Source organism: Fischerella sp. (assembly GCF_013388695.1).
Taxonomy (GTDB): domain Bacteria; phylum Cyanobacteriota; class Cyanobacteriia; order Cyanobacteriales; family Nostocaceae; genus PCC9605.
Window position 1 is genome coordinate 1 of record NZ_JACAEU010000042.1, and the last position, 17,899, is coordinate 17,899.

22 protein-coding genes and 1 pseudogene are annotated in these 17,899 nt (G+C 42.0%); 13 read left to right on the forward strand and 10 right to left on the reverse strand.

Going from position 1 to position 17,899, the window contains the following annotated elements:
• From HXY43_RS06670 to HXY43_RS06695, 6 genes and pseudogenes are all read left to right on the forward strand, one after another.
• A pseudogene (locus tag HXY43_RS06670) lies at positions 1-318 on the forward strand (hypothetical protein); the annotation flags it as partial.
• An 88-nt stretch (positions 319-406) separates the two neighbouring features.
• Positions 407-589 carry a hypothetical protein gene (locus tag HXY43_RS06675; RefSeq protein WP_290881453.1) on the forward strand — a complete coding sequence of 61 codons (183 nt, stop codon included), beginning with the start codon at positions 407-409 and terminating at the stop codon, positions 587-589.
• A 106-nt stretch (positions 590-695) separates the two neighbouring features.
• A complete protein-coding gene (locus HXY43_RS06680; RefSeq protein WP_290881454.1) occupies positions 696-914 on the forward strand; it encodes a hypothetical protein in 219 nt (72 codons plus the stop codon).
• A gap of 45 nt (positions 915-959) precedes the next feature.
• Positions 960-1,808 carry an ATP-binding protein gene (locus HXY43_RS06685; RefSeq protein WP_290881455.1) on the forward strand — a complete coding sequence of 283 codons (849 nt, stop codon included), beginning with the start codon at positions 960-962 and terminating at the stop codon, positions 1,806-1,808.
• Between the two features lie 63 nt (positions 1,809-1,871).
• Complete coding sequence (locus tag HXY43_RS06690) at positions 1,872-2,156, forward strand: hypothetical protein (protein ID WP_290881456.1); 285 nt, start codon at positions 1,872-1,874, stop codon at positions 2,154-2,156.
• 140 nt (positions 2,157-2,296) lie between these two features.
• Positions 2,297-2,503, forward strand: a complete 207-nt coding sequence (locus HXY43_RS06695; RefSeq protein ID WP_290881459.1) for a hypothetical protein — start codon at positions 2,297-2,299, stop codon at positions 2,501-2,503.
• 6 nt (positions 2,504-2,509) lie between these two features.
• Here the strand turns inward: HXY43_RS06695 and HXY43_RS06700 are convergent, their stop codons facing one another.
• From HXY43_RS06700 to HXY43_RS06715, 4 genes are all read right to left on the reverse strand, one after another.
• Complete coding sequence (locus tag HXY43_RS06700) at positions 2,510-3,211, reverse strand: hypothetical protein (RefSeq protein WP_290881461.1); 702 nt, start codon at positions 3,209-3,211, stop codon at positions 2,510-2,512.
• A 72-nt stretch (positions 3,212-3,283) separates the two neighbouring features.
• Positions 3,284-3,646: a hypothetical protein gene (locus tag HXY43_RS06705; RefSeq protein ID WP_290881463.1), complete on the reverse strand. Its 363-nt coding sequence runs from the start codon at positions 3,644-3,646 to the stop codon at positions 3,284-3,286.
• Between the two features lie 243 nt (positions 3,647-3,889).
• Positions 3,890-4,660, reverse strand: a complete 771-nt coding sequence (locus tag HXY43_RS06710; RefSeq protein WP_290881466.1) for a hypothetical protein — start codon at positions 4,658-4,660, stop codon at positions 3,890-3,892.
• A 215-nt stretch (positions 4,661-4,875) separates the two neighbouring features.
• Positions 4,876-5,490, reverse strand: a complete 615-nt coding sequence (locus HXY43_RS06715) for a thermonuclease family protein (RefSeq protein ID WP_290881467.1) — start codon at positions 5,488-5,490, stop codon at positions 4,876-4,878.
• Between the two features lie 420 nt (positions 5,491-5,910).
• On the opposite strand from HXY43_RS06715, the gene HXY43_RS06720 reads away from it, so the two are divergent.
• From HXY43_RS06720 to HXY43_RS06730, 3 genes are all read left to right on the forward strand, one after another.
• Entirely contained in the window at positions 5,911-6,555 is a 645-nt protein-coding gene (locus tag HXY43_RS06720; RefSeq protein ID WP_290881470.1) for a hypothetical protein, read from the forward strand.
• 79 nt (positions 6,556-6,634) lie between these two features.
• Positions 6,635-7,873, forward strand: a complete 1,239-nt coding sequence (locus tag HXY43_RS06725) for a hypothetical protein (RefSeq protein ID WP_290881473.1) — start codon at positions 6,635-6,637, stop codon at positions 7,871-7,873.
• A gap of 234 nt (positions 7,874-8,107) precedes the next feature.
• Positions 8,108-8,764 carry a hypothetical protein gene (locus HXY43_RS06730; RefSeq protein WP_290881477.1) on the forward strand — a complete coding sequence of 219 codons (657 nt, stop codon included), beginning with the start codon at positions 8,108-8,110 and terminating at the stop codon, positions 8,762-8,764.
• Here HXY43_RS06730 and HXY43_RS06735 read toward each other — a convergent pair whose 3' ends face one another.
• Complete coding sequence (locus HXY43_RS06735; RefSeq protein WP_290881480.1) at positions 8,765-9,736, reverse strand: TolC family protein; 972 nt, start codon at positions 9,734-9,736, stop codon at positions 8,765-8,767. It lies immediately after the preceding gene.
• Entirely contained in the window at positions 9,663-10,826 is a 1,164-nt protein-coding gene (locus HXY43_RS06740; protein WP_290881482.1) for a hypothetical protein, read from the reverse strand. Before HXY43_RS06740 ends, HXY43_RS06735 begins: the two co-directional genes overlap by 74 nt.
• A gap of 394 nt (positions 10,827-11,220) precedes the next feature.
• Between HXY43_RS06740 and HXY43_RS06745 the strand changes: the two genes are divergently transcribed.
• The gene (locus HXY43_RS06745) at positions 11,221-12,063 is read left to right on the forward strand and encodes a hypothetical protein (protein WP_290881484.1); all 843 of its coding nucleotides are present in this window, start codon (positions 11,221-11,223) and stop codon (positions 12,061-12,063) included.
• 17 nt (positions 12,064-12,080) lie between these two features.
• Here HXY43_RS06745 and HXY43_RS06750 read toward each other — a convergent pair whose 3' ends face one another.
• The 4 genes from HXY43_RS06750 to HXY43_RS06765 all read right to left on the reverse strand — a co-directional run bounded on the left by HXY43_RS06750 (position 12,081) and on the right by HXY43_RS06765 (position 16,072).
• Positions 12,081-13,163 (reverse strand): DUF87 domain-containing protein, encoded by a 1,083-nt coding sequence (locus HXY43_RS06750; protein WP_290881486.1) that lies wholly within the window; start codon positions 13,161-13,163, stop codon positions 12,081-12,083.
• 139 nt (positions 13,164-13,302) lie between these two features.
• The gene (locus HXY43_RS06755) at positions 13,303-14,346 is read right to left on the reverse strand and encodes a metal-dependent hydrolase (RefSeq protein WP_290881489.1); all 1,044 of its coding nucleotides are present in this window, start codon (positions 14,344-14,346) and stop codon (positions 13,303-13,305) included.
• Entirely contained in the window at positions 14,346-15,332 is a 987-nt protein-coding gene (locus HXY43_RS06760) for an ATP-binding protein (RefSeq protein ID WP_290881492.1), read from the reverse strand. Before HXY43_RS06760 ends, HXY43_RS06755 begins: the two co-directional genes overlap by 1 nt.
• An 11-nt stretch (positions 15,333-15,343) precedes the next feature.
• Positions 15,344-16,072, reverse strand: a complete 729-nt coding sequence (locus HXY43_RS06765; RefSeq protein WP_290881495.1) for a hypothetical protein — start codon at positions 16,070-16,072, stop codon at positions 15,344-15,346.
• A gap of 213 nt (positions 16,073-16,285) precedes the next feature.
• Here HXY43_RS06765 and HXY43_RS06770 point away from each other — a divergent pair, with 213 nt between their 5' ends.
• From HXY43_RS06770 to HXY43_RS06780, 3 genes are all read left to right on the forward strand, one after another.
• On the forward strand, positions 16,286-16,624 hold the full coding sequence (locus tag HXY43_RS06770) for an aldo/keto reductase (protein WP_290881497.1): 339 nt from the start codon (positions 16,286-16,288) through the stop codon (positions 16,622-16,624).
• 323 nt (positions 16,625-16,947) lie between these two features.
• On the forward strand, positions 16,948-17,541 hold the full coding sequence (locus HXY43_RS06775) for a ParA family protein (RefSeq protein WP_290881499.1): 594 nt from the start codon (positions 16,948-16,950) through the stop codon (positions 17,539-17,541).
• A complete protein-coding gene (locus HXY43_RS06780; protein WP_290881502.1) occupies positions 17,538-17,879 on the forward strand; it encodes a hypothetical protein in 342 nt (113 codons plus the stop codon). The genes HXY43_RS06775 and HXY43_RS06780 overlap by 4 nt, the downstream gene beginning before the upstream one ends.
• Positions 17,880-17,899 lie beyond the last annotated feature (20 nt).

The following is a 17,899-nucleotide window of genomic DNA, read 5'->3' on the forward strand; positions in this document are numbered from 1 at the left end:
GGAAGTCATCTCACTTATCTTGCTCTGATGTCAAGTACGTTTTTTACACCGCTGATTATTCTTGTCTTGTTTAATTTGTCAAGCTATTTTTATACTAAATTAGATGAGCTTACCCTGCATGAAATAGCTTTTGATTGCTATTCACATATGCTGGAAATGGCTAAACACATCAATCAATATGCAGCAGCAAAGACGGCTGAAAAAGCTACACCGACAATGGAATGGGAAAGGCTGATATTACATATTTCACTTGCTTTTGATTGGATAGAAAAAGAACATCCCAGAGAGATTAGATACAAGCAACTATCACTTTTTTAGTTTTAACTGGCTGCCAGCCCACAGCCATAAGCGTTCGCGTAGCGTCTCGAAGAGAGGGTAAAGCTCTTAATCATTGGGGAGAACAGCAATGAAAAAAAATCAAAAACAACAACAACAAAAATTGGAAGAAAAGCTTGGTAACTTGATATCTGAAATTGAACAAATTATCAACGAAGAAGATAACGAGGAGCCAAATCAAAGCTTTTTAGATAACTTGGATTATGCTATCCAATATTTGCAAGAAGCTCTAGAAGATTTAGAGAATAATTAGCGTCTCGACCTGGATAAGTCGTTAAACTGTCTAACTTTTAAAACTGCCGCCCAACCCGACCAAGAGCAAGCGGCAGTCACCCCTAAATCGACAAGAGGTAAATCAAATGTACAACATTGCAGACATCGACCGCGAAATTGCAGAACTGCAAGAACAGCGAGACTACGAAATTATCTACTGGTTTGACATGGGAGAGAGCGATCGCAACTATGGACTATCACCCCAGCACTCCGAGAACCCTTGGTACATTCTTGGCTGGCATGACCGGGAATATCAGCTAGAAATTGGCTTCAATCCAGAAACCCCAAGTTTTGACCACTTCTAAAAACCAGTAGCGCCCCAACCATAGCAGTTGGGGTAACCATAAACCATGTTTAAAAAAGCGACTAAAGGCAACATCAAAATTAGACTTGCATTATCGGGGGCAAGTGGTTCAGGAAAAACCTATTCGGCATTATCTATTGCTACTCACTTAGGTACTAGCATCGCCGTAATCGATACGGAACACAACAGCGCCAGCAGATATGCTGACCGATTTACATTTGACACCTGTGAACTCAATGACCACCACCCAGCCAAGTATATCGAGGCTATCAAAGCAGCAGAATCAGCAGGTTATGAGGTAATCATCATTGACTCGCTATCTCATGCCTGGTTCTCGGAACTAGAACTAGCTGGTAAAAGCTTTGATGGCTGGAAAAACGTCAGACCGATAGAGCGCAAGCTTATTGACGCAATGATAGGCAGTTCGTCACACATCATTGCAACTATGCGAAGTAAAACAGAATGGATTATGGAAGAGTACACCGCAAAAGATGGCAAGACCAAGCAAGCCCCCAAGAAAATTGGTACGGCTCCGATTCAAAGTAGCGGGATTGAGTACGAGTTTGATTTAGCCGGAGAACTAGACTACAACCACATTTTGACTATCAGCAAAAGTCGTTGCCCAGAACTGGCTGATAAAACCTTTCTCAACCCAGGCAAGGAAATCGCTGACACCCTAAAAGCTTGGATTGGACAACCCCAACAACCACAACAGCAACAACATCCCTGGAAGACTTGGAAATCAGAAGAAGATGCGATCGCCTGGGCATCCAAACAGTTACCAGACATCACGCCAGAACAACTGCGCCAAGAATTTAACAACTTATCCCCTAGTAATGGCAAAAAAGCCCCTGCTTGGGTAGAGCGAGTGATGCAACTCAAAGAACCTTTCTAAATCATACGAGCAGCTGTTACCGCAGCTGCTCATCTAAAATAGAAAAGCTTATTTTTAAACTATATGTTAACTATTCTCGTGTCCGAGCCACCAAAAGAGCAAAAAAACGCACTTGAACAATTGATGGAAAAAAAGGGCTGGTCATACTACCAGCTAGCTGTTGAATATGGCAAGCTCGAACACCCGGAACTTAGTCCTACAGAACTAGCAAAAAAATACAGCACCAACATCAGAAGGGCTGTTCGTAACCCTGAGCTAGCAAGGTTTGAAACTGTAAAAAAGCTAGTTGAACTCCTTGGGGGTGAGCTAATTATCAGGGTGAAAAAGGTTGAGGACTTTACTTTGTAGTGATCAGGTGCGATCGCTATTTCTTCAAGTCTTGTGAGTTTTCAAGACAATTAAATGCTGTAGGGTGCGATCGCTCCTATCTTAATTTTTTCCTTCTGCCTGGTGTACTACTATTATTAGTACGATAGTACAATTGCACTATGCAAACTACCTTTAGAATTGGGCAGAAGGTTTATGTCAGTGATCCCAGGATGCCGCAGTATGGCAAGCGGGTTACAATTCGCGGTACTGCGGATGGTCGCAGCTTGGGCATGTTCTATGAGTGCAGAGATGGGCAGGGGAATAGGTTGCTGCTGCGAGAGTCGGAAATTTCTACTACTAAACCGCAATCAGCGCGGTATGGTTAGGTTTTGTTAAGAAATCAACGCTTCGTGGATAATTTTTCTGATTGGTTTCCAAGCTACTTCACCTGTAAAATGGTCAGTCCAATCGGATGGTTTTTCGTAAAAATACAACTGCTTTTTGTTTAATTCGTAAACAATTGGTATTTCGTACCAAAGAAAATCAACTGAATGTTTTAAAGGATTTATTGTTTTGACAGCTTTTTTTGTATTTTCGTCTAACTCATCTACTAAAGCAACTGTAAAACAGAGATTAGTAGGAAATTTGCAGTCATAAATTGCTTCTCCAACATCAGAAAGACTTGTCTTCGCCTTAGCATACTTTAGACATCGCGTAGAAAAGTCTCTTAAATAATCAGCGTTAGTTTGTTCAAGTTCAGCGAATATAACAAAAGCCTCTCCTCTCATAGGTATAAAGCCAATTGACATATCAAACTTTGTCTTTCTCGCCACTAAGTTTAAGGCTTGCTCATCATAAATATTGTTTTTTATATCCGAAAAGCCAAACTTTTGTTTTAAATTTGTAACTGTGACATCCAAATACTCATTTAACGATTTTCGATTTTTACATATCTCTGGAACAATTTTCTTTTGTTCTGAAGAAACTCCAGCAGCATAGTAATTACCTTGGATGTAATTACCCTCAATGCGTTCATTGTAATTACCGCCGCCTGTATTGATATCACGTCGCCCTGGTTCTCTGTTTTCCGCCATAATCTATACCAAGCGAGTTTCTTTGAACTGTGGTTAGATGAATCCACGAGCAATAGAAGCCCAAAACTATACTCAAGTTCCCTTACTATTTTGCCAATCTTCCAGCGCACCAATCACAAAGCTAGCGGCGGGATGATTAAGGAATTGCTCGAATGCAGAGACACCACCTGCCTTTAATGCGCTAAGTATTCGTGCGGCTAAAGTTGGGTTGCTCTCGATTTGGCTGATGGTTTCTGTTGCGATCGCCATCTTGCCTGTAGTGGTATTGCTTGGATACGACTTGTCTAATTGTTCGAGGAGTTTTTGAATTTCTGCGGCAGCCTCAGCGAGGCTTTGCGGTTGTCCTGCGGCGTAGTAATTTCCTTGAATGTAATTGCCGTCGATGCGCTCATTATAGTTGCCGCCGCCCGTGTTGATGGTGCGATCGCCTGCCATAAGTTTATTACCCTGGAAGAAGTAGTTTCGTATATTGTAGTTATTTTCACGTAGGTTCTTCCTGTTGCCAATATAAGCTAAGCTTTTTTACGTTTTACTAAGTCGAGTCGAGACATTATAGCTTATGGCAATAGATAGAGACTTGCAACGCTGGCATAGTCTCGAAAGCGATCGCACTTGAATAAGAAAGCTGGAGAACTTGCAGTGATATGGATTAATTGGTTACTAAGTAGTCAATCTAATTTACTCAGGATTACTCATACTATTTTTCCATTTCAGGTCAATTTCATTATCTATTTGGTCAATAGCTCTTCCAATCGCAAAGTATATATTACGTGAATGTTTACTATGTTCAGAAATAGATGAATCACTTCTTTTAATTCTATAAAGCCACCGTTTAAATTTCTCTTGAAACAAGTGAATTGTATATCCTCTATATAAAATATCATATTCATTATTTCCACGATATTCAAAATGTTCTATAAATCCTGAACCATTGGCAATATTTATTTTTTGAGTTTGGTCGGCTTGAGTAATTCGAGTAATTTGATTGATTTCGTTAATTTTGTCATAAGTTTTAGCAAATAAATTTATGAAAATTTTATTTACTAATTCTTCTTCGCTAATATCTTCATCTACACCGAAACAGACTTTCACTTCTGGACGGTTGCGTAATTCTTCAGTTAATTCCTTTGCAAACTCAGATATTGCTTCTAATGCATTCGAGCTTTGAGTTATACTTTGCGTCAAAATAACCCTAAATTCATCAAATGTCTCAACAATATTATTGGGGTTGATTTCTACTTCTATGTTTCCAACACTAATATTCTTAGTATTTTTAGTTACAGAATCCCTTGCAATATAATTCCCTTTAATTTCTTCATTATAAGCACCACCACTTGTATTAACTGTTCTTTGATTATTTCGTGGTGGTATTATCTGCTTTATCAGTACTAATATAGGTTGAATTTTTACTATGTTGTAATTTTTTAAATGTAAAAATATACCTGACAAAAATAAAGTTAGCCCGAATATACTAATAATTACATTTATTGTAAATGCAGTATGAATTAATGCAAGTAGTAATGATATAACGAATGAGAAAATTAATATAAATAATGAGTTTCTTGATTTTATCATCAAAAAAAGTATCTACATCATTACTACTTATGGTTAAACAATACCTGTGCAGAATTAACTACAGTATTAGGTAAGCCTGCTAATAACAGTCAACTACCTTTATTATGACGTTGTTGCTTTCTAAATTCCCAAGGGGGGATACTTGACGAATCCCCCCAGACTCCCAAATTTTTAGACTTTGCTATTTCTTCGGCACGCTTGAATACTTCGGCATTCGGACATTTAGCAACAAAAGCCGGATAGACTCTAGCCATACCGCTTTTGAGCATTTCTTCTTGGAAGCTGACCTCAACGTCACCCTTACCATAAGCCATCACCTCTGCAACAGTTCGCCCATAACGGTCTGTCTCTACAGGTATGATGATTACTTGGTTTTTCGCTGTTGCCACGAGCGATCGCAACTTCTCCCGCGCCTCATTACCAAAGGGTTGCCCAGGCTTGCCAGGTTTTGGAGTCTCCGGTGCATCGATCCCACAAAACCGGATTTTTTTAGTTTCAGCACCGCGTTTAACCGTGATGGTGTCCCCGTCTGCAACCGATACCACCGTCCACTGTTCAGACAGGGGAATTGAGCGGGGTGATGTGGAGTCTGCCGCCGCTTCTACAAGTGATTTAGTTCTAGGGGAAAGTGTAGCGGCAGCAGCAGCAATAACAACTACAGAAGCAACTAAGAAAACTGGGCTATTTAGGAGCTTTTTCAGCATTGAATATAACGACTGTGATACTTTGATTAGTTTGCCCAGTAATCTAAATTTTCTAACTTTCCTTATTTTCATGTGTCTGGCGGACAGTTATTTTATCTCTACCAGACACTTTTTGATACTATTTGATTGTCTGCCAGAAGAGGAAATTTTATTGAGCAGACAATAATGATTTATTAATAACTATCTGCCAGATACTTGTTTATAAAATTATCTATATACCAAACAAATAATTACCTATTAAATACAGTAAATATTCATGTTTTTTTTACAAACACCTAGCATAAATTCTAGCTTGCACTAATCTAATCAAGTTTAAAAAAAAAGATGATTATTCAGTGAGATTGCTGTTTTATAAAAACGACATTACAGACAAATATGTTGTAAAGATAAGAGAAAATAGTACATTACTATTGATGATGTATGAAAAAGTTTCAACTAATTAAATCAGGATTAATCGCTACTACTGCAATTGGTGCATTGTTCGCTCCTTTGAGTGCTTTTGCTATTCCCTATCAAAGCGCTACTGTATATAAGGCGATGGATGGGAGTAATCAGGTAGTAGTATTTTCTGCAACTCCTGGAAGCAAAATCAGCGTAAATTTGGGTAGTTCCGACAAACCAACAGCGCGTTTGGCTGGTTCTTGCGGTGAAGTGAGAATCTCACCTCCTTCATCAGGGAGTTTCACAGGGCTAAAGGTAGATGGAACAGCAGTTGATGCCTCAACCTTACCGACTCAAACTTTGCCTAGCTGTGTAAATGGCTCATTTGCAGAAGCCCGGACTACTAACTTTAAAACCCCTAATAACCAAGTGGTAATTGTTGGAAAAACACCAGGGGCAGCTGTATCAGTATCACTTCCTGCGGCTACAACTCGGAGCGTAACTGTTAATGGCTGCGGATTTGGGGTATTGAAGCCAAGCACCGGACAGACATTGCCAGCTTCTTTCTCCGTAGACTCAACTAGCTATACCCTCTCTTCTCTCCCCAGTGCAGGTAGCCCCCCTTACTGCCGAACAGTAAATGGTACACCATACGGCTACGTTCCTGCTGCTTGGATGCCATAAAAATCAGTTCTGAGGTCAGCAGCGATCGCTCATCAATTTCTTAGAGGAAGGGGCGATCGCTATTTTTTGAAGGGAAAAAATGAAGAAAATTTTACTATTTATTGCTTTCATCACTGCTGGGTTTCCTGCCTCTGCACTTGCCTTGGATGGTTATCTAGGCTCAGATGGATACTTTTCAATTAGGGGATTGGAACCTAATAAATCCTATGCTGTTGATTTGGGTGGAATGCCTCTAATCAGAGCTGGAACATCCAATAGTTGTGGTATCTTGCGAATCGCTTCAGGAGGGGCTGTAAAGCAGAGCGATCGCATTGAGATTAGAGATGAGAAAAAAGGTGAGACTTACGGCTTTGAAAATAACGCGAATGTTCCTGTAAAAGAAACTAGTTGCACTGCTGGACAGATAAAGCCTGAGCGGGAAATTTGGAAGGATAGCAAAGGAACAATTTGGATTTCTGGACTGACTCCTTCTAGCGCCCAAACTATTAGATTGCTTTCATCAACTCCTACTAGGAAGTTAAAAGCTAATTCCTGCGGTTTTGTTTCTTTAAGGCTAGGAAATCCACAACCGGGAGCAATTATTGTTGGTGATGATGCCTTCCCGCTAAAGAGTGCTGCACAGGGAGGGGGAATAGTTTGTAGAAAAGGCAAGTTATATATAAGTTATCCGCCCCAAATCCCTATAAACTCTATTGCCGCTAGCACCTGGCGGCAGCAAAATTCAATTCAGTTTTCATCTAGTACTCAAATAGCAAGTATTTCTGGTGGGTCAACTTCTTGGAATCCGCCGCCAAATAATCCTAGCCCTCCACCCAGTCCAGGCCCAGGTAATGCTTGTACTGTAGGTGTAAATTGTGATGATCCACCACCACCGCCGCCAACTTGCCCGCAAGGGTACACAGGTACTCCGCCAAATTGTGAACAACCACCGCCTCCTCCTCCTCCTCCGCCCCCGCCGCCACCACCTCCACCTCCTCCACCTGAACAACCGAAACCAACACCACCAGCAGGACAAAAAATGTGTAGAGTTGGTAGTCAAATAGTTGCAATGGTTCCAACAGGAAGCGGAACTTACAAACTTTATACAGATTTTGAAGAAGCTTCAGAAAGCGCTAATCCTGATGGTGATGGGAGAGTTATTTTCAACAATTTAAATTGGAATGACAATTCGACCTCAGTTTATACAGGAGATCCGGGAACAATCGAAGTTCACAAATTAATTGATGAGGGCGATCCAGACATCTATTTTGATGACACATCCCAATTTTTAGGAAATAAATACAGAGTATCTATACCTGTTTTACAACCATGTCAATAAGGTTTTTGAATTTAAACTTAATAGCTTTTATACTACTGCTTCAATTTCCTGTTTACGGACAACAAGCAGCGACAGCAACGGCTTATAAAGACAATGAAAATATAATATTTTTATACGGACTCAGCCAAATTATCAAGTTCAGTTTGACGTATATAAGCCTGTAATTAAGGCAATTATATCTGATGATTTGGAATAGCTTACAGGAAGTTCAAAATCTACCTAGTTGTTAATTATATGAAGATAAAGTCATTATTTTCAGTATTAAGTTTTTTATTAATTTTTTCAGCAAAAGCTTATGGAATTCCTTATAAGGGAAATTATATTTATCGATATGGCGAAGATTATTTTTATTTGAGTGGTCAGCCAGGAACCTATGTAGGGGAAATGACAGAAGGGTCAGTTGTTAAGGCGTTAATTTCTAATAGTTGTGGAATACTTGTAATAAAGGGGGCTGGAATTATATCTTATAGTGACGAACAAGAATGGTCTCCAAATGGGGCTGGAGTAGATTCAGTAAGTCATTTACCAATAAAAAACCCACCAGCATGTAACAATGGCATTTTGAGCGAGAATTTAACTCCTAATCAATATGGAGATGCTAGATTTAAGGACTCAAACGGAAATATTTATTTACCTAACAAAGAACCAAATAAGGCTTATAAGGTCATTTATTACAAAAAAGTAAGAAAAAGTGTCACATTTAACAAATGTGGCTTTGCAGTTTTGAAAAAGCCAAAAAGTATTAGTGGTACTGCATACTGGTGGCTAGATTTCTCACAAATAACTGTTAATGGAAAAACTTATATTGGAGAAGAGGCCTCTTTTGTAAGTAGTCCTCCACTTTGCAAAAATGGTGTAGGGTATGTGCCTGTAGAATGGTTATCAAATTAATCAAATCTCAGCATCTTTTACAGAAAGAACAAGAAGCTTTATTGTGAATAGACTTCGCCGCATTTTAGCCCAAGCCCTGTAAGTTTGGGCTTTTTGATTATCTAGTTGATTTTGCCTTTGTAGATATGTTTCTGTGTCGCTGTTTCCGCGAGTGTAGCGGATTTCAAATACTTTGAATTGGTCAATTGCTCTACTAGCAACAACCTGAGAAGTTTGATATTCTACACGAGCCTCATCAAATCTAATCAATGCTTCTGCTACCTTTTCTCTGATATTCTCTGCCAGTTGTGCGCGTCCCCGCTGGAGTTCTGCCACTTTCACTTGAATATCAGAGATAGCGATCGCTCTACTTTGTGCCTCCGAATTTCCACCCTGTACACCTTGAAAAAGTGGAATGCCTATCACACTCAAAAGCCCATTAATTATTCCTGTATCTCCTCTAATAATTGCTGCGATATTTTCAATTAACCCTCTCTTCTGCGGCTGACCTGCTTGCGGAGCCGGGCCAAGAAGATATTGCAGCGCTGGAGTGAGGATAGAAAGCTTAATTGAGCGCTGGTTTCGCGCCTTTGCCTCGTTAATTCGCTCGTTCGCTTCAGCAATCCGAGTATCAATTTCTTTGAGTAAGGGACTTTGAGCGATCGCTCTATCCTGTAGTTGTTGCAGGCATGTTGCCGATGTTTCTAAGCACGGAAGTCCGCCACGTAACAAACGCCACATATCCTCATTGAATTCATGAAGGATAATGGCATCGATGGAAGGCTTGTTAAAAGGATTCTGCTCTGGCTTTGGCAGTTCGCTATCAGCATCAGCATCTACTTGTTGCGCCTCTTCTGGCGATAATTCCTCTTTTTGTTCCTCCGAGTCAGGCTGTTCAGAGTCCTTTGTCTCTTCTTCCTCATTGGGTAATGGTTGCGCCTGTTGTGGTTGTGCCTGTGGGGGAGGCTTTGGTGCTGGTGGAGTCTGCCCCATCACTGGAGCGATCGCTCCGATTGTCACCAGATTTAGGACTAGAGCTAATTGTAATAGTGGTTGTGTACTTGCCATTATTCCCCACCCAAGGCTTGATTCTCCTGATATAGCCAGTCTTGGGCGATTTCACAACAGGGATTTGACTGATTTTGTCATCGATAGCAGCAAGTGATATCTGCAACTGTGCCAACTGATAATCTCTGTCTCGAATCTGCTGCTCGTAATCCTGCATCTGTCGAGTGTACGCAAGATTGGATTGATTTTGCTGTTCCACGCGCTGCGCGGCTTCGATAGATGCTTGATACTCCACCAGTTTCCGATTATTCCTTGCAGTTTCCAGCCTGCTCATTGCCATCTGTAAGTCAGATTGGGCTATTTGCACGGCTATTTGTAAACTTTGTAGTTCTTGTTGGGATGCGATCGCACTAGCATTTAATTTGGCCCGTGCTTGGTCTAACCCACTGCGGGCCTGCTCCATTTCACTATTTAATTGCTTCAATTTAGCTTCTTCATGTCGCAGTACAGACGCTTCCAGCTTCATATCCTGCATTGAGCGTAGTAATTCTTCTTGCTCTTGTACTTTGTGTGATGCAATATTGAGCGCTGATTCTGCCTTTTCTCCTTCTGCTCTAACTTCAGGATTATCACTATTTAGTAGCTTTGTGCGACTTTCTAAAATGCTTTGAGCCTGTTGCAGTTTGAGTTTAGCTTGAGCGATCGCCGATTCTTCCTCTAGGAAATTTGCACTTGGGAGTGGGGCAAGTTGGGGTGGCGCTTTTGGTTCAAAGGGTTTTGGTATAGATTTTGACTTTAAATTATCAATTTGTAGCTGTAAACTTTGACGCTGTTTATTTAATCTATTTCGTTCTATAGAGTTATCAGAAATAATGTCACCCTGTTTAATTTTCTGACCAAGTTTTACCTTTAAAAATGACGGACTATCAACGGATAGAGTCATTCTTAGAGGACGGTTTTGTTGAAGGACTGCGATCGCAGAATTATCATCTAGTTCTTCTTCATCATTTTCATTATTAGTAGTATGTGTAGGTTCTGATTTACTAGCGTTGGCGCTAGCCTTGTCGCTAGACATCGCTGTTTGATTCTGAGGATAATACTTGATTGCAATAATCAGCCCGATTATCCCCACACAGCAATAAGTAATCAGGTTATTCCTACTAAATACGCTCATAGAAAGACTTGATATTACAAACTACTCCTATAGTTCCCACAAGCGCTGGAAAACCTTAGTTTGCATAGCTCAAGTCTTCTGTTGTAAGGAAGACTATGTTCAAACGGTAAGTTGGATGCGCTTGGCTAAAACACCTAAAACAGTTTGCAGAATAGTATAAAATTTAGCGAAATAATACATATATAAAGTGGTCGAAGGTCGAACTGTAAACGCCAAAACCCTTGCAAAAAGAGGAAAAGTATCTCGCTAGCAGTACAAAAGAGAGTTTACAGTCAAATCATACTGCGGGAGCTAATTGAGTTTTGTCAGTCAAGCAGAGGGCAAAACACGCTTAGAATTGGTTAAAACTTTAGATAATAACAAGCTTATGCAATTTTTAAGGCACGTATGGCAAGATATCCGAAATGGTCAGAATCTAGATATCTACATTACTGCATCACTTTCTTTAGTAATTGCAATTTTTGGAGTCATCGGAATTGCTAACCAAAGCATTGTGTCTGCTGCTATCCTTGCAGTATTAGCTCTTCTTTTAAGCCACCTGTTAGTTGCGCGAAATCAAAACGAGCAAATACAAGCAACCCTATCAAAACTTAAAATTAATCAGTCATTATCTGCTAGTCAATTGATGACAAATGGTGATGATATATCTGAAATTATTCAATTATTACGACAATCAAAACAAGCTTATTTCTGGGGAACCACATTCACTACACATATACCTCTTCTACAGCAAGATTTAGAGCTAGGCATTGCCTCTGGTTTAGAAGCAAAGTTTCTTCTTGTCCAGCCATCGAGTAATGCGTTGAAAATGGCGGCATTTCGTGGAAAAGATTTGAGTGAAAGTGATCTAAACAATGATTTGCTAAGAAATATTAGACGACTTGATAGTATTGCAATTTCTAGCACAGTAGGTAAATTGGAAATTAAAGTTATTGATTATTTAGCACCTTATGTAATGTATGTTTTCGATCCTCATCTATCGTCCGGGCAAATTATTATGCGGCTGTCCACATTGCGTGTTCCAGATACCATGCGCCCTATTATCAAAATCACGCGAAGCCAGGATTTAGAATGGTTCAACTTTTATGTTGAGCAGTTTGAAACAGCATGGCAAATGGCTGTATCTCCTACATCTTGAGAACAATAAACTACTATTTAAACTCGCTGATAAAACGGCTTTATTTTAGTATGAAATCCATCATTATCCATCCTAATTAATGCCTCCAATGGTTGCAGGTTGGCAACTAAGTTAAGTGCAAATCTAAATCTTCGTGCAACCTTAACAACTTCTACCTGATCTACTCCAAGAACCATCTTTGTTGATGAATTAGCTAAAACAGTATTAGAAATATCTGAATCCATCTGACTGGCAACGATTATTCCTAAACCGAATTTTCGCGCTTCACTGGTGATTTTTTCAAGCGTATGAGATGATTTAACTTCTTTTACTTCGTCTAATAGAGCATAGCAGCGTGGGATTCTACCATCAATTTCGCCCATTAACTTATGACTGTCTAAAAGCTGTTTTAATAGGGTTTCTGCTGCGATCGCACTTAGTCCAGGTACTTTAGATAATGCAGACAAGTCAAATCTGACAATGGGAAAATTCATTGATGGTTGAGGCTTGCTAAAAATTCCGTATTTAAAAGTAGCTGCCAATTTTAATAATAATTTCTGCGAATCCTTACAACCATCTTCAACTCGACTTTGAAGTTCACTTTCTAAGTCAGCAAAGGTAGGAGGTTCTAATGTCCAAGTTGATTGATTGTTTTGAAAAATGCCTCTATTTTCATAACAACTTATCAAGGCATTTAAGCTCAAACCTTGCTGATTATCTCCCATTTTTAGGGACTTTCTCAGAATAGATGAGACAGCGATCGCTTGTAAATCTGGGCCACCACCTTTTGGATCTAAATCAAGCACCAAAGGATTTAAACCATGTGGTGACTCAGCATCAAGCGAGTAACAGACTTCTCCAGGTAATTCTAAATCTCCGTGAAAATCTGTAATTACTATTTTGATGTCAGGAAATAATGATGGTAGTTCATAAGCAAGTGCTTTGAGGGTCTGAGTCTTCCCGCTTCCAGAAGTCCCCAGGATAACGGCGTGACCGTTACGAAGTTTAGCAGGATTCCAATACACATTTTCACCTAGCAAGATTCCGCTTGATGCTGATTCTGTGATGGTTTTCTTTGTCTGATTAGGTTTGAGGGTTTGAGGTGGTAGTGGTTTGGGCATAGGGATTGGGGATTGGGGAAGGTGGGGCCCCCTCTGGGGATAAGGGGTAATGGGGATTGGGGATTAGGGAGTGGGGAGTGGGGAGTGGGAGAGTGGGAGAATAACCACTAACCACTAACTACTAACTGTTGACTAATGACTATTGACTATTCGTATTGATGATCCTTATTTGCAACTGGCCTATGGCGAACTCTTCACCCAAGCTTTTCTGAACGATGGAAAGCGGGGCAGCTTCCAAGGTGACTGTGCTGTCACTTGCTCTGATGTAAGGAAACTGGTAGGGGTCACGCGGCAGATTTACGCCGTCCAAAGTGTCAAAGGACAGCTGACCAGAAATAAATACCATCGCCCCGGCGCGGTTAAATTTCTCCAACACTGGGCCAATCGGTTCATCCTCCAGAGTCACAGCTTCAATATTAGTGATGGCTGGCTTGCCCACATCAGCGGTGATTTCCTCTAAGAAAATTTGGGCATCCGGTTCAGTCGAAGCTTTGTAAATCCTGCCGTCGTCGCTCTGTACTAAAAAGCCTGTGCCTTGGGCTTGGATAATTAAATATTGCCCAGAAACTTTAGAGCGATCGCTTGTCCTTACTCCCTTGATGTTGGCCTTAATCAAGTGCGTACTGCCGGATTCATTGTAAATGTGCTGTACGCCAGACGGTGACGCAATCAGTCTGTTGAACTGGGTGAAAAGTCCGCCACTATTATTAATGTTGAACACTGCCAGGGCGATCGCAATCAGCACCACCAACACAAAATACTCAGCATTGCTCCCAGTTCGTAAGCGGAGATTACGATTACCGGGACAGACACACCGCACCGGGGAAGGCCAGAACATTTCTACACCGCCCCGTGTGAATACGTCGGCAAACCAGCCGAAGAAATAGCCGATGCTGAGAGCGTGGACGAGATTAACAAAATGAGGATTAAAGAGGGCTACACCATACCCAACCGCAGCGATCGCACCACTGGCAACCAAGCTGTGTGTACAACTTCTGTGAGGCATCCTAGTTTCAAAGAATCCGCTCACCCACGGGAGGACACGCCCAGCCGGGGAGGTGGAAACGTCGATATCGGGTAATAAACCAGCGATCGCACCCACCGCGATAATTGTCGGACTTGCAGTTCCAAGGAGCAAACTGGTAGCAGTGCCACTAATCAGTAGGTGAGATATTCCCAGCATTACCGTATCCTCTGGCTTTCGCGTGGCAGATTATACAGCAAGCGTGATAAGCCCAAGAAGATGGCTGCGGCGATACCTCCAAATATATATAGTGCTTGGTCTGAGGTTCCTAAACCAATGAACCTCATAATCACAAAGGCGATACCCGCCAGGAGTATTAATGGTGTGATGTCGAAGTAACGGCGGTGGTCACCTGACTCGACCTCTAGCCCCAAGTATTCCTCATCTACTGCGCGGATTGCCAGCATCGGATTACCCCCAGCGCGTTCTTGCAGTTTGGCCAAGTCTGAGGGTTTAAGGTTAATTCCTCGCTCTATCGCTGCCTGAACCATGATTTCTCTAATTGCGTACTCAGGCAATGGCTTAAGCTCGATGCGGGGAATGTTAATAAAGATGTCGGTGCGCGGTGGATCGGTGGCAAGTAGCAACATGGGTACACCACTTCGCCGTAGTTGCTTCAGCCACATACGAAACTTGGCATCACAGGCATGGGCATCGTCCAATATTAGGAAAGCTGTGTTTTCCTCTAAGAAAGTAGCGATCGCTCGTTTGAGCTTGTCGGCTGTTAGTGACTTGCCTTCTAGGTCTTCGGTTGGTATGTCGAACTGGTGGGCGATCTCTAAAAGCATCTGCTTAGGGGTTGCAGGCTCGATAAACGCTACCATAAACCCGTCACCTTGCAGCTTCTCCACCACTGCATTAGCTAAAACAGATTTACCACTCCCATCCTCACCAGCGATGAGGATAGCCCCATTAGCCAGCAGTGAGGCTGTAGTCCGGTTGAGTTCTGCTTGTCTGTAGATGCGGAAGGCCCCAGGCGCGGGTATGTCCTCAGTTGTTAGTGCTGAGTCCTGACTCTTAACTCCTGACTCCCGATTCAACGAGGTAAGTTTGGGGAATAGCGCCAACGCTCCACTTATCCCTAATGCTAATAGCGAGAAGGGATTAAACCCATTGATTGCGATAAATGCGCCAGTTGCTACCATTGCTAAGAATTTCAGGCCGCGCTTATAGAACCCATTGCGATATTGATCAACGAGTCCGCGTATGCGAAAGGGTCGATACTTGGCATCTCCCCCGACTCTTTGATTTTTGCCTTTAACTCGTCTGATAGTAGTTCGGGATTTTCAATGAAGTGTCTGGCTAGTATGTTTTCTGCAATCAGTGTACCGGCTGCTTTATTCTGAGCAGATTGCACAATGGCGGCGGCATCTTCTACTTGGGAAGATTGCGTTCGCGAAGCGACTCCCTCCTGGGAGTATCGCTTCTGTGTGGGTGTGTAACTTGGTGTTGTGACTTGAGTCGTCTCGGCAACTGTCAGGGTCGTTGTTGTTGTTGTAGCGTCTGGTTCAGTCTCTTCTACTTCGACTGGCCCGGATGGTTCGGGTATGGGGTAGCCTTCCATCTTTCCGGTCGCTTGGATATGGTCGTGTAGTCCGTCCATGTGAACTATCTGGTCGGCATCCAGATAAGCCTTACCCTTTACCTTGTAGGTCGTGATCTGGAGGTAACGCATCCGACCATACAACGAGTCACGACCAATGCCATATTTTTTTTGTAATTCTAATATAGAAATTTTAGAAAAAATATCATTATTTTGTCTGTCGTCTGGCGTACTGTCTGCCATACACATGGTATTGTCTGGCGTACTGTCTGCCAGACTATTTATAGTTTCTGGCTTACTGTCTGCCAGATTCTCGGTAGTGTTGGGTACGTTTTCTGCCATACAATATCTCCCTGTCTGCCCTACTATTAAAAATTGTCGAGCCGACAGTCCGGCAGACACTAGCGGGCAATTACCAGTTGTCGTGTGAAGTTATGGCAATTGGTTTAATTGTCTGGTCACTAATTCTTCTGGAATTGTTCAACTAGGCTGTAGCATATTTGACTTTTATCTCTGATAGCGATCGCACCAATAACTTTTCAATGCCTGTGTGTTATGCGATCGCACAAAAAACCGCCTTCACTACTCTGTGCTGATCAAAAAGCTGATATTCCCGTAGTGGCATTTACTTGCACACGTTGGAGGACTCTGCTTCAGGGACATCCCAACTGGCACTCTAAACCACCCACCGCAGCAGATTGTTACCGCTACGTGCTACGTCATCCGGCGGTACATCTGGCACTTACTGCCCCCAAAACCAGAGAGCAACTAGAGGAAAATCTATCTGTCCTGCACGCTTCCCCACTCTCCTCTCAAGAAGTTGCCCAGTGGCAGGAATACGGGGACTTAGTTTATGGGACTGGACAAGATGCATTTGATACTCAATGGATTTGAAGTGCGGTCAAGAACAGCGGCTCCGGGTCGAGGGGAGCGATCGCATTATTTTCTAGTTTGCTTCACATAAATTTTTAAGTTTTTGCGTACTCAAATACCTGGAAAATCAAATAACTGGAGACTGGGCTATGTTCGGAACTGTTTCTAGTTTTTTAGATTTTTGCGTACTCAAATATCTAAATACTCAAGTACTGAATATTTCAAACCCGACAATCCTGCTACAGTAATAGCATCAGGCTTTTTTATTTTTGCGTATTCAAAATTTTAGAAACGCAAAAAGTCAAGTTTTTAGCAACTTAAAAACTTAATATTGAGATAACACCATGATTATTACAGTTGCATCATTTAAGGGGGGCGTCGCCAAAACGACTACAGCTATTCACCTCGCTGCTTACCTCCAGGCTAAGGGAGAGACGTTGCTGATTGACGGCGACCCCAACCGTTCTGCTAGTGGTTGGGCAAGAAGGGGAGAACTGCCGTTTAAGGTAGTTGATGAAAGGCAAGCGGCTAAATTTGCCCCTAAATACCAGCACATAGTCATCGACACCCAAGCAAGACCGGAAAAAGAGGATTTAGAAGCGCTGGTAGAGGGGTGTGATTTGCTTGTACTCCCCACTACCCCTGATGCTTTATCGCTTGATGCTTTGATGCAAACTGTTAGTACTCTCAAGTCGTTGGGTGCTGACCAATACCGCATTCTAATTACTCGCGTTCCACCTAAGCCCCGGCGAGATGGGGAGGAAGCGCGAGAAATGCTGACTGACGCGGGATTACCTGTGTTTAAGGGGAGTGTCCGTGATGCGGTTGCGTTTCAAAAAGCAGCACTCGCTGGTGTGCCAGTTAATAAAGTCGCAGACCAACGCGCCAAGATGGCATGGCGAGACTACCAGCACATCGGTCAGGAGGTGATGAAATGAGTAAGGAGAGTAAAGTTAGTAAGTTTAAGGGTCTTTTGGATGCGGTGAAAACTCATGAACTAGAGCCAGAATTGGAGCTTGAACCAAATCTCAAAAGTCCCGTTACTGAAACTCAACCCACTGCTGAACCAAAACCCACGCACCAAACCGAAGTTGAGCCAAAACGGGGACGACCCAAAGGCAAGCGCTCTGACCCTGACTATGAGCAGGTGACAGCATATATCCGCAAGGAGACACATACAGCGGTGAAAATCGAACTGCTTAAAGAAGGCGAAAAGCGAGAGTTTAGCGAGTTAGTGCAGGAACTTTTGGACGAATGGGTTAAATCACGTAGCTGAGTTTTTGCGTACTCAAAAAT

Bases quoted from the DNA above. Each gene is read 5' to 3' on its own strand.
- HXY43_RS06675 (WP_290881453.1), top strand. From the start codon at position 407: ATGAAAAAAAATCAAAAACAACAACAACAAAAATTGGAAGAAAAGCTT.
- HXY43_RS06680 (WP_290881454.1), top strand. From the start codon at position 696: ATGTACAACATTGCAGACATCGACCGCGAAATTGCAGAACTGCAAGAA.
- HXY43_RS06685 (WP_290881455.1), top strand. From the start codon at position 960: ATGTTTAAAAAAGCGACTAAAGGCAACATCAAAATTAGACTTGCATTA.
- HXY43_RS06690 (WP_290881456.1), top strand. From the start codon at position 1,872: ATGTTAACTATTCTCGTGTCCGAGCCACCAAAAGAGCAAAAAAACGCA.
- HXY43_RS06695 (WP_290881459.1), top strand. From the start codon at position 2,297: ATGCAAACTACCTTTAGAATTGGGCAGAAGGTTTATGTCAGTGATCCC.
- HXY43_RS06700 (WP_290881461.1), bottom strand. From the start codon at position 3,211: ATGGCGGAAAACAGAGAACCAGGGCGACGTGATATCAATACAGGCGGC.
- HXY43_RS06705 (WP_290881463.1), bottom strand. From the start codon at position 3,646: ATGGCAGGCGATCGCACCATCAACACGGGCGGCGGCAACTATAATGAG.
- HXY43_RS06715 (WP_290881467.1), bottom strand. From the start codon at position 5,490: ATGCTGAAAAAGCTCCTAAATAGCCCAGTTTTCTTAGTTGCTTCTGTA.
- HXY43_RS06720 (WP_290881470.1), top strand. From the start codon at position 5,911: ATGAAAAAGTTTCAACTAATTAAATCAGGATTAATCGCTACTACTGCA.
- HXY43_RS06725 (WP_290881473.1), top strand. From the start codon at position 6,635: ATGAAGAAAATTTTACTATTTATTGCTTTCATCACTGCTGGGTTTCCT.
- HXY43_RS06730 (WP_290881477.1), top strand. From the start codon at position 8,108: ATGAAGATAAAGTCATTATTTTCAGTATTAAGTTTTTTATTAATTTTT.
- HXY43_RS06735 (WP_290881480.1), bottom strand. From the start codon at position 9,736: ATGGGGCAGACTCCACCAGCACCAAAGCCTCCCCCACAGGCACAACCA.
- HXY43_RS06740 (WP_290881482.1), bottom strand. From the start codon at position 10,826: ATGTCTAGCGACAAGGCTAGCGCCAACGCTAGTAAATCAGAACCTACA.
- HXY43_RS06750 (WP_290881486.1), bottom strand. From the start codon at position 13,163: ATGCCCAAACCACTACCACCTCAAACCCTCAAACCTAATCAGACAAAG.
- HXY43_RS06755 (WP_290881489.1), bottom strand. From the start codon at position 14,346: ATGCTGGGAATATCTCACCTACTGATTAGTGGCACTGCTACCAGTTTG.
- HXY43_RS06760 (WP_290881492.1), bottom strand. From the start codon at position 15,332: ATGGTAGCAACTGGCGCATTTATCGCAATCAATGGGTTTAATCCCTTC.
- HXY43_RS06765 (WP_290881495.1), bottom strand. From the start codon at position 16,072: ATGGCAGAAAACGTACCCAACACTACCGAGAATCTGGCAGACAGTAAG.
- HXY43_RS06770 (WP_290881497.1), top strand. From the start codon at position 16,286: ATGCGATCGCACAAAAAACCGCCTTCACTACTCTGTGCTGATCAAAAA.
- HXY43_RS06775 (WP_290881499.1), top strand. From the start codon at position 16,948: ATGATTATTACAGTTGCATCATTTAAGGGGGGCGTCGCCAAAACGACT.
- HXY43_RS06780 (WP_290881502.1), top strand. From the start codon at position 17,538: ATGAGTAAGGAGAGTAAAGTTAGTAAGTTTAAGGGTCTTTTGGATGCG.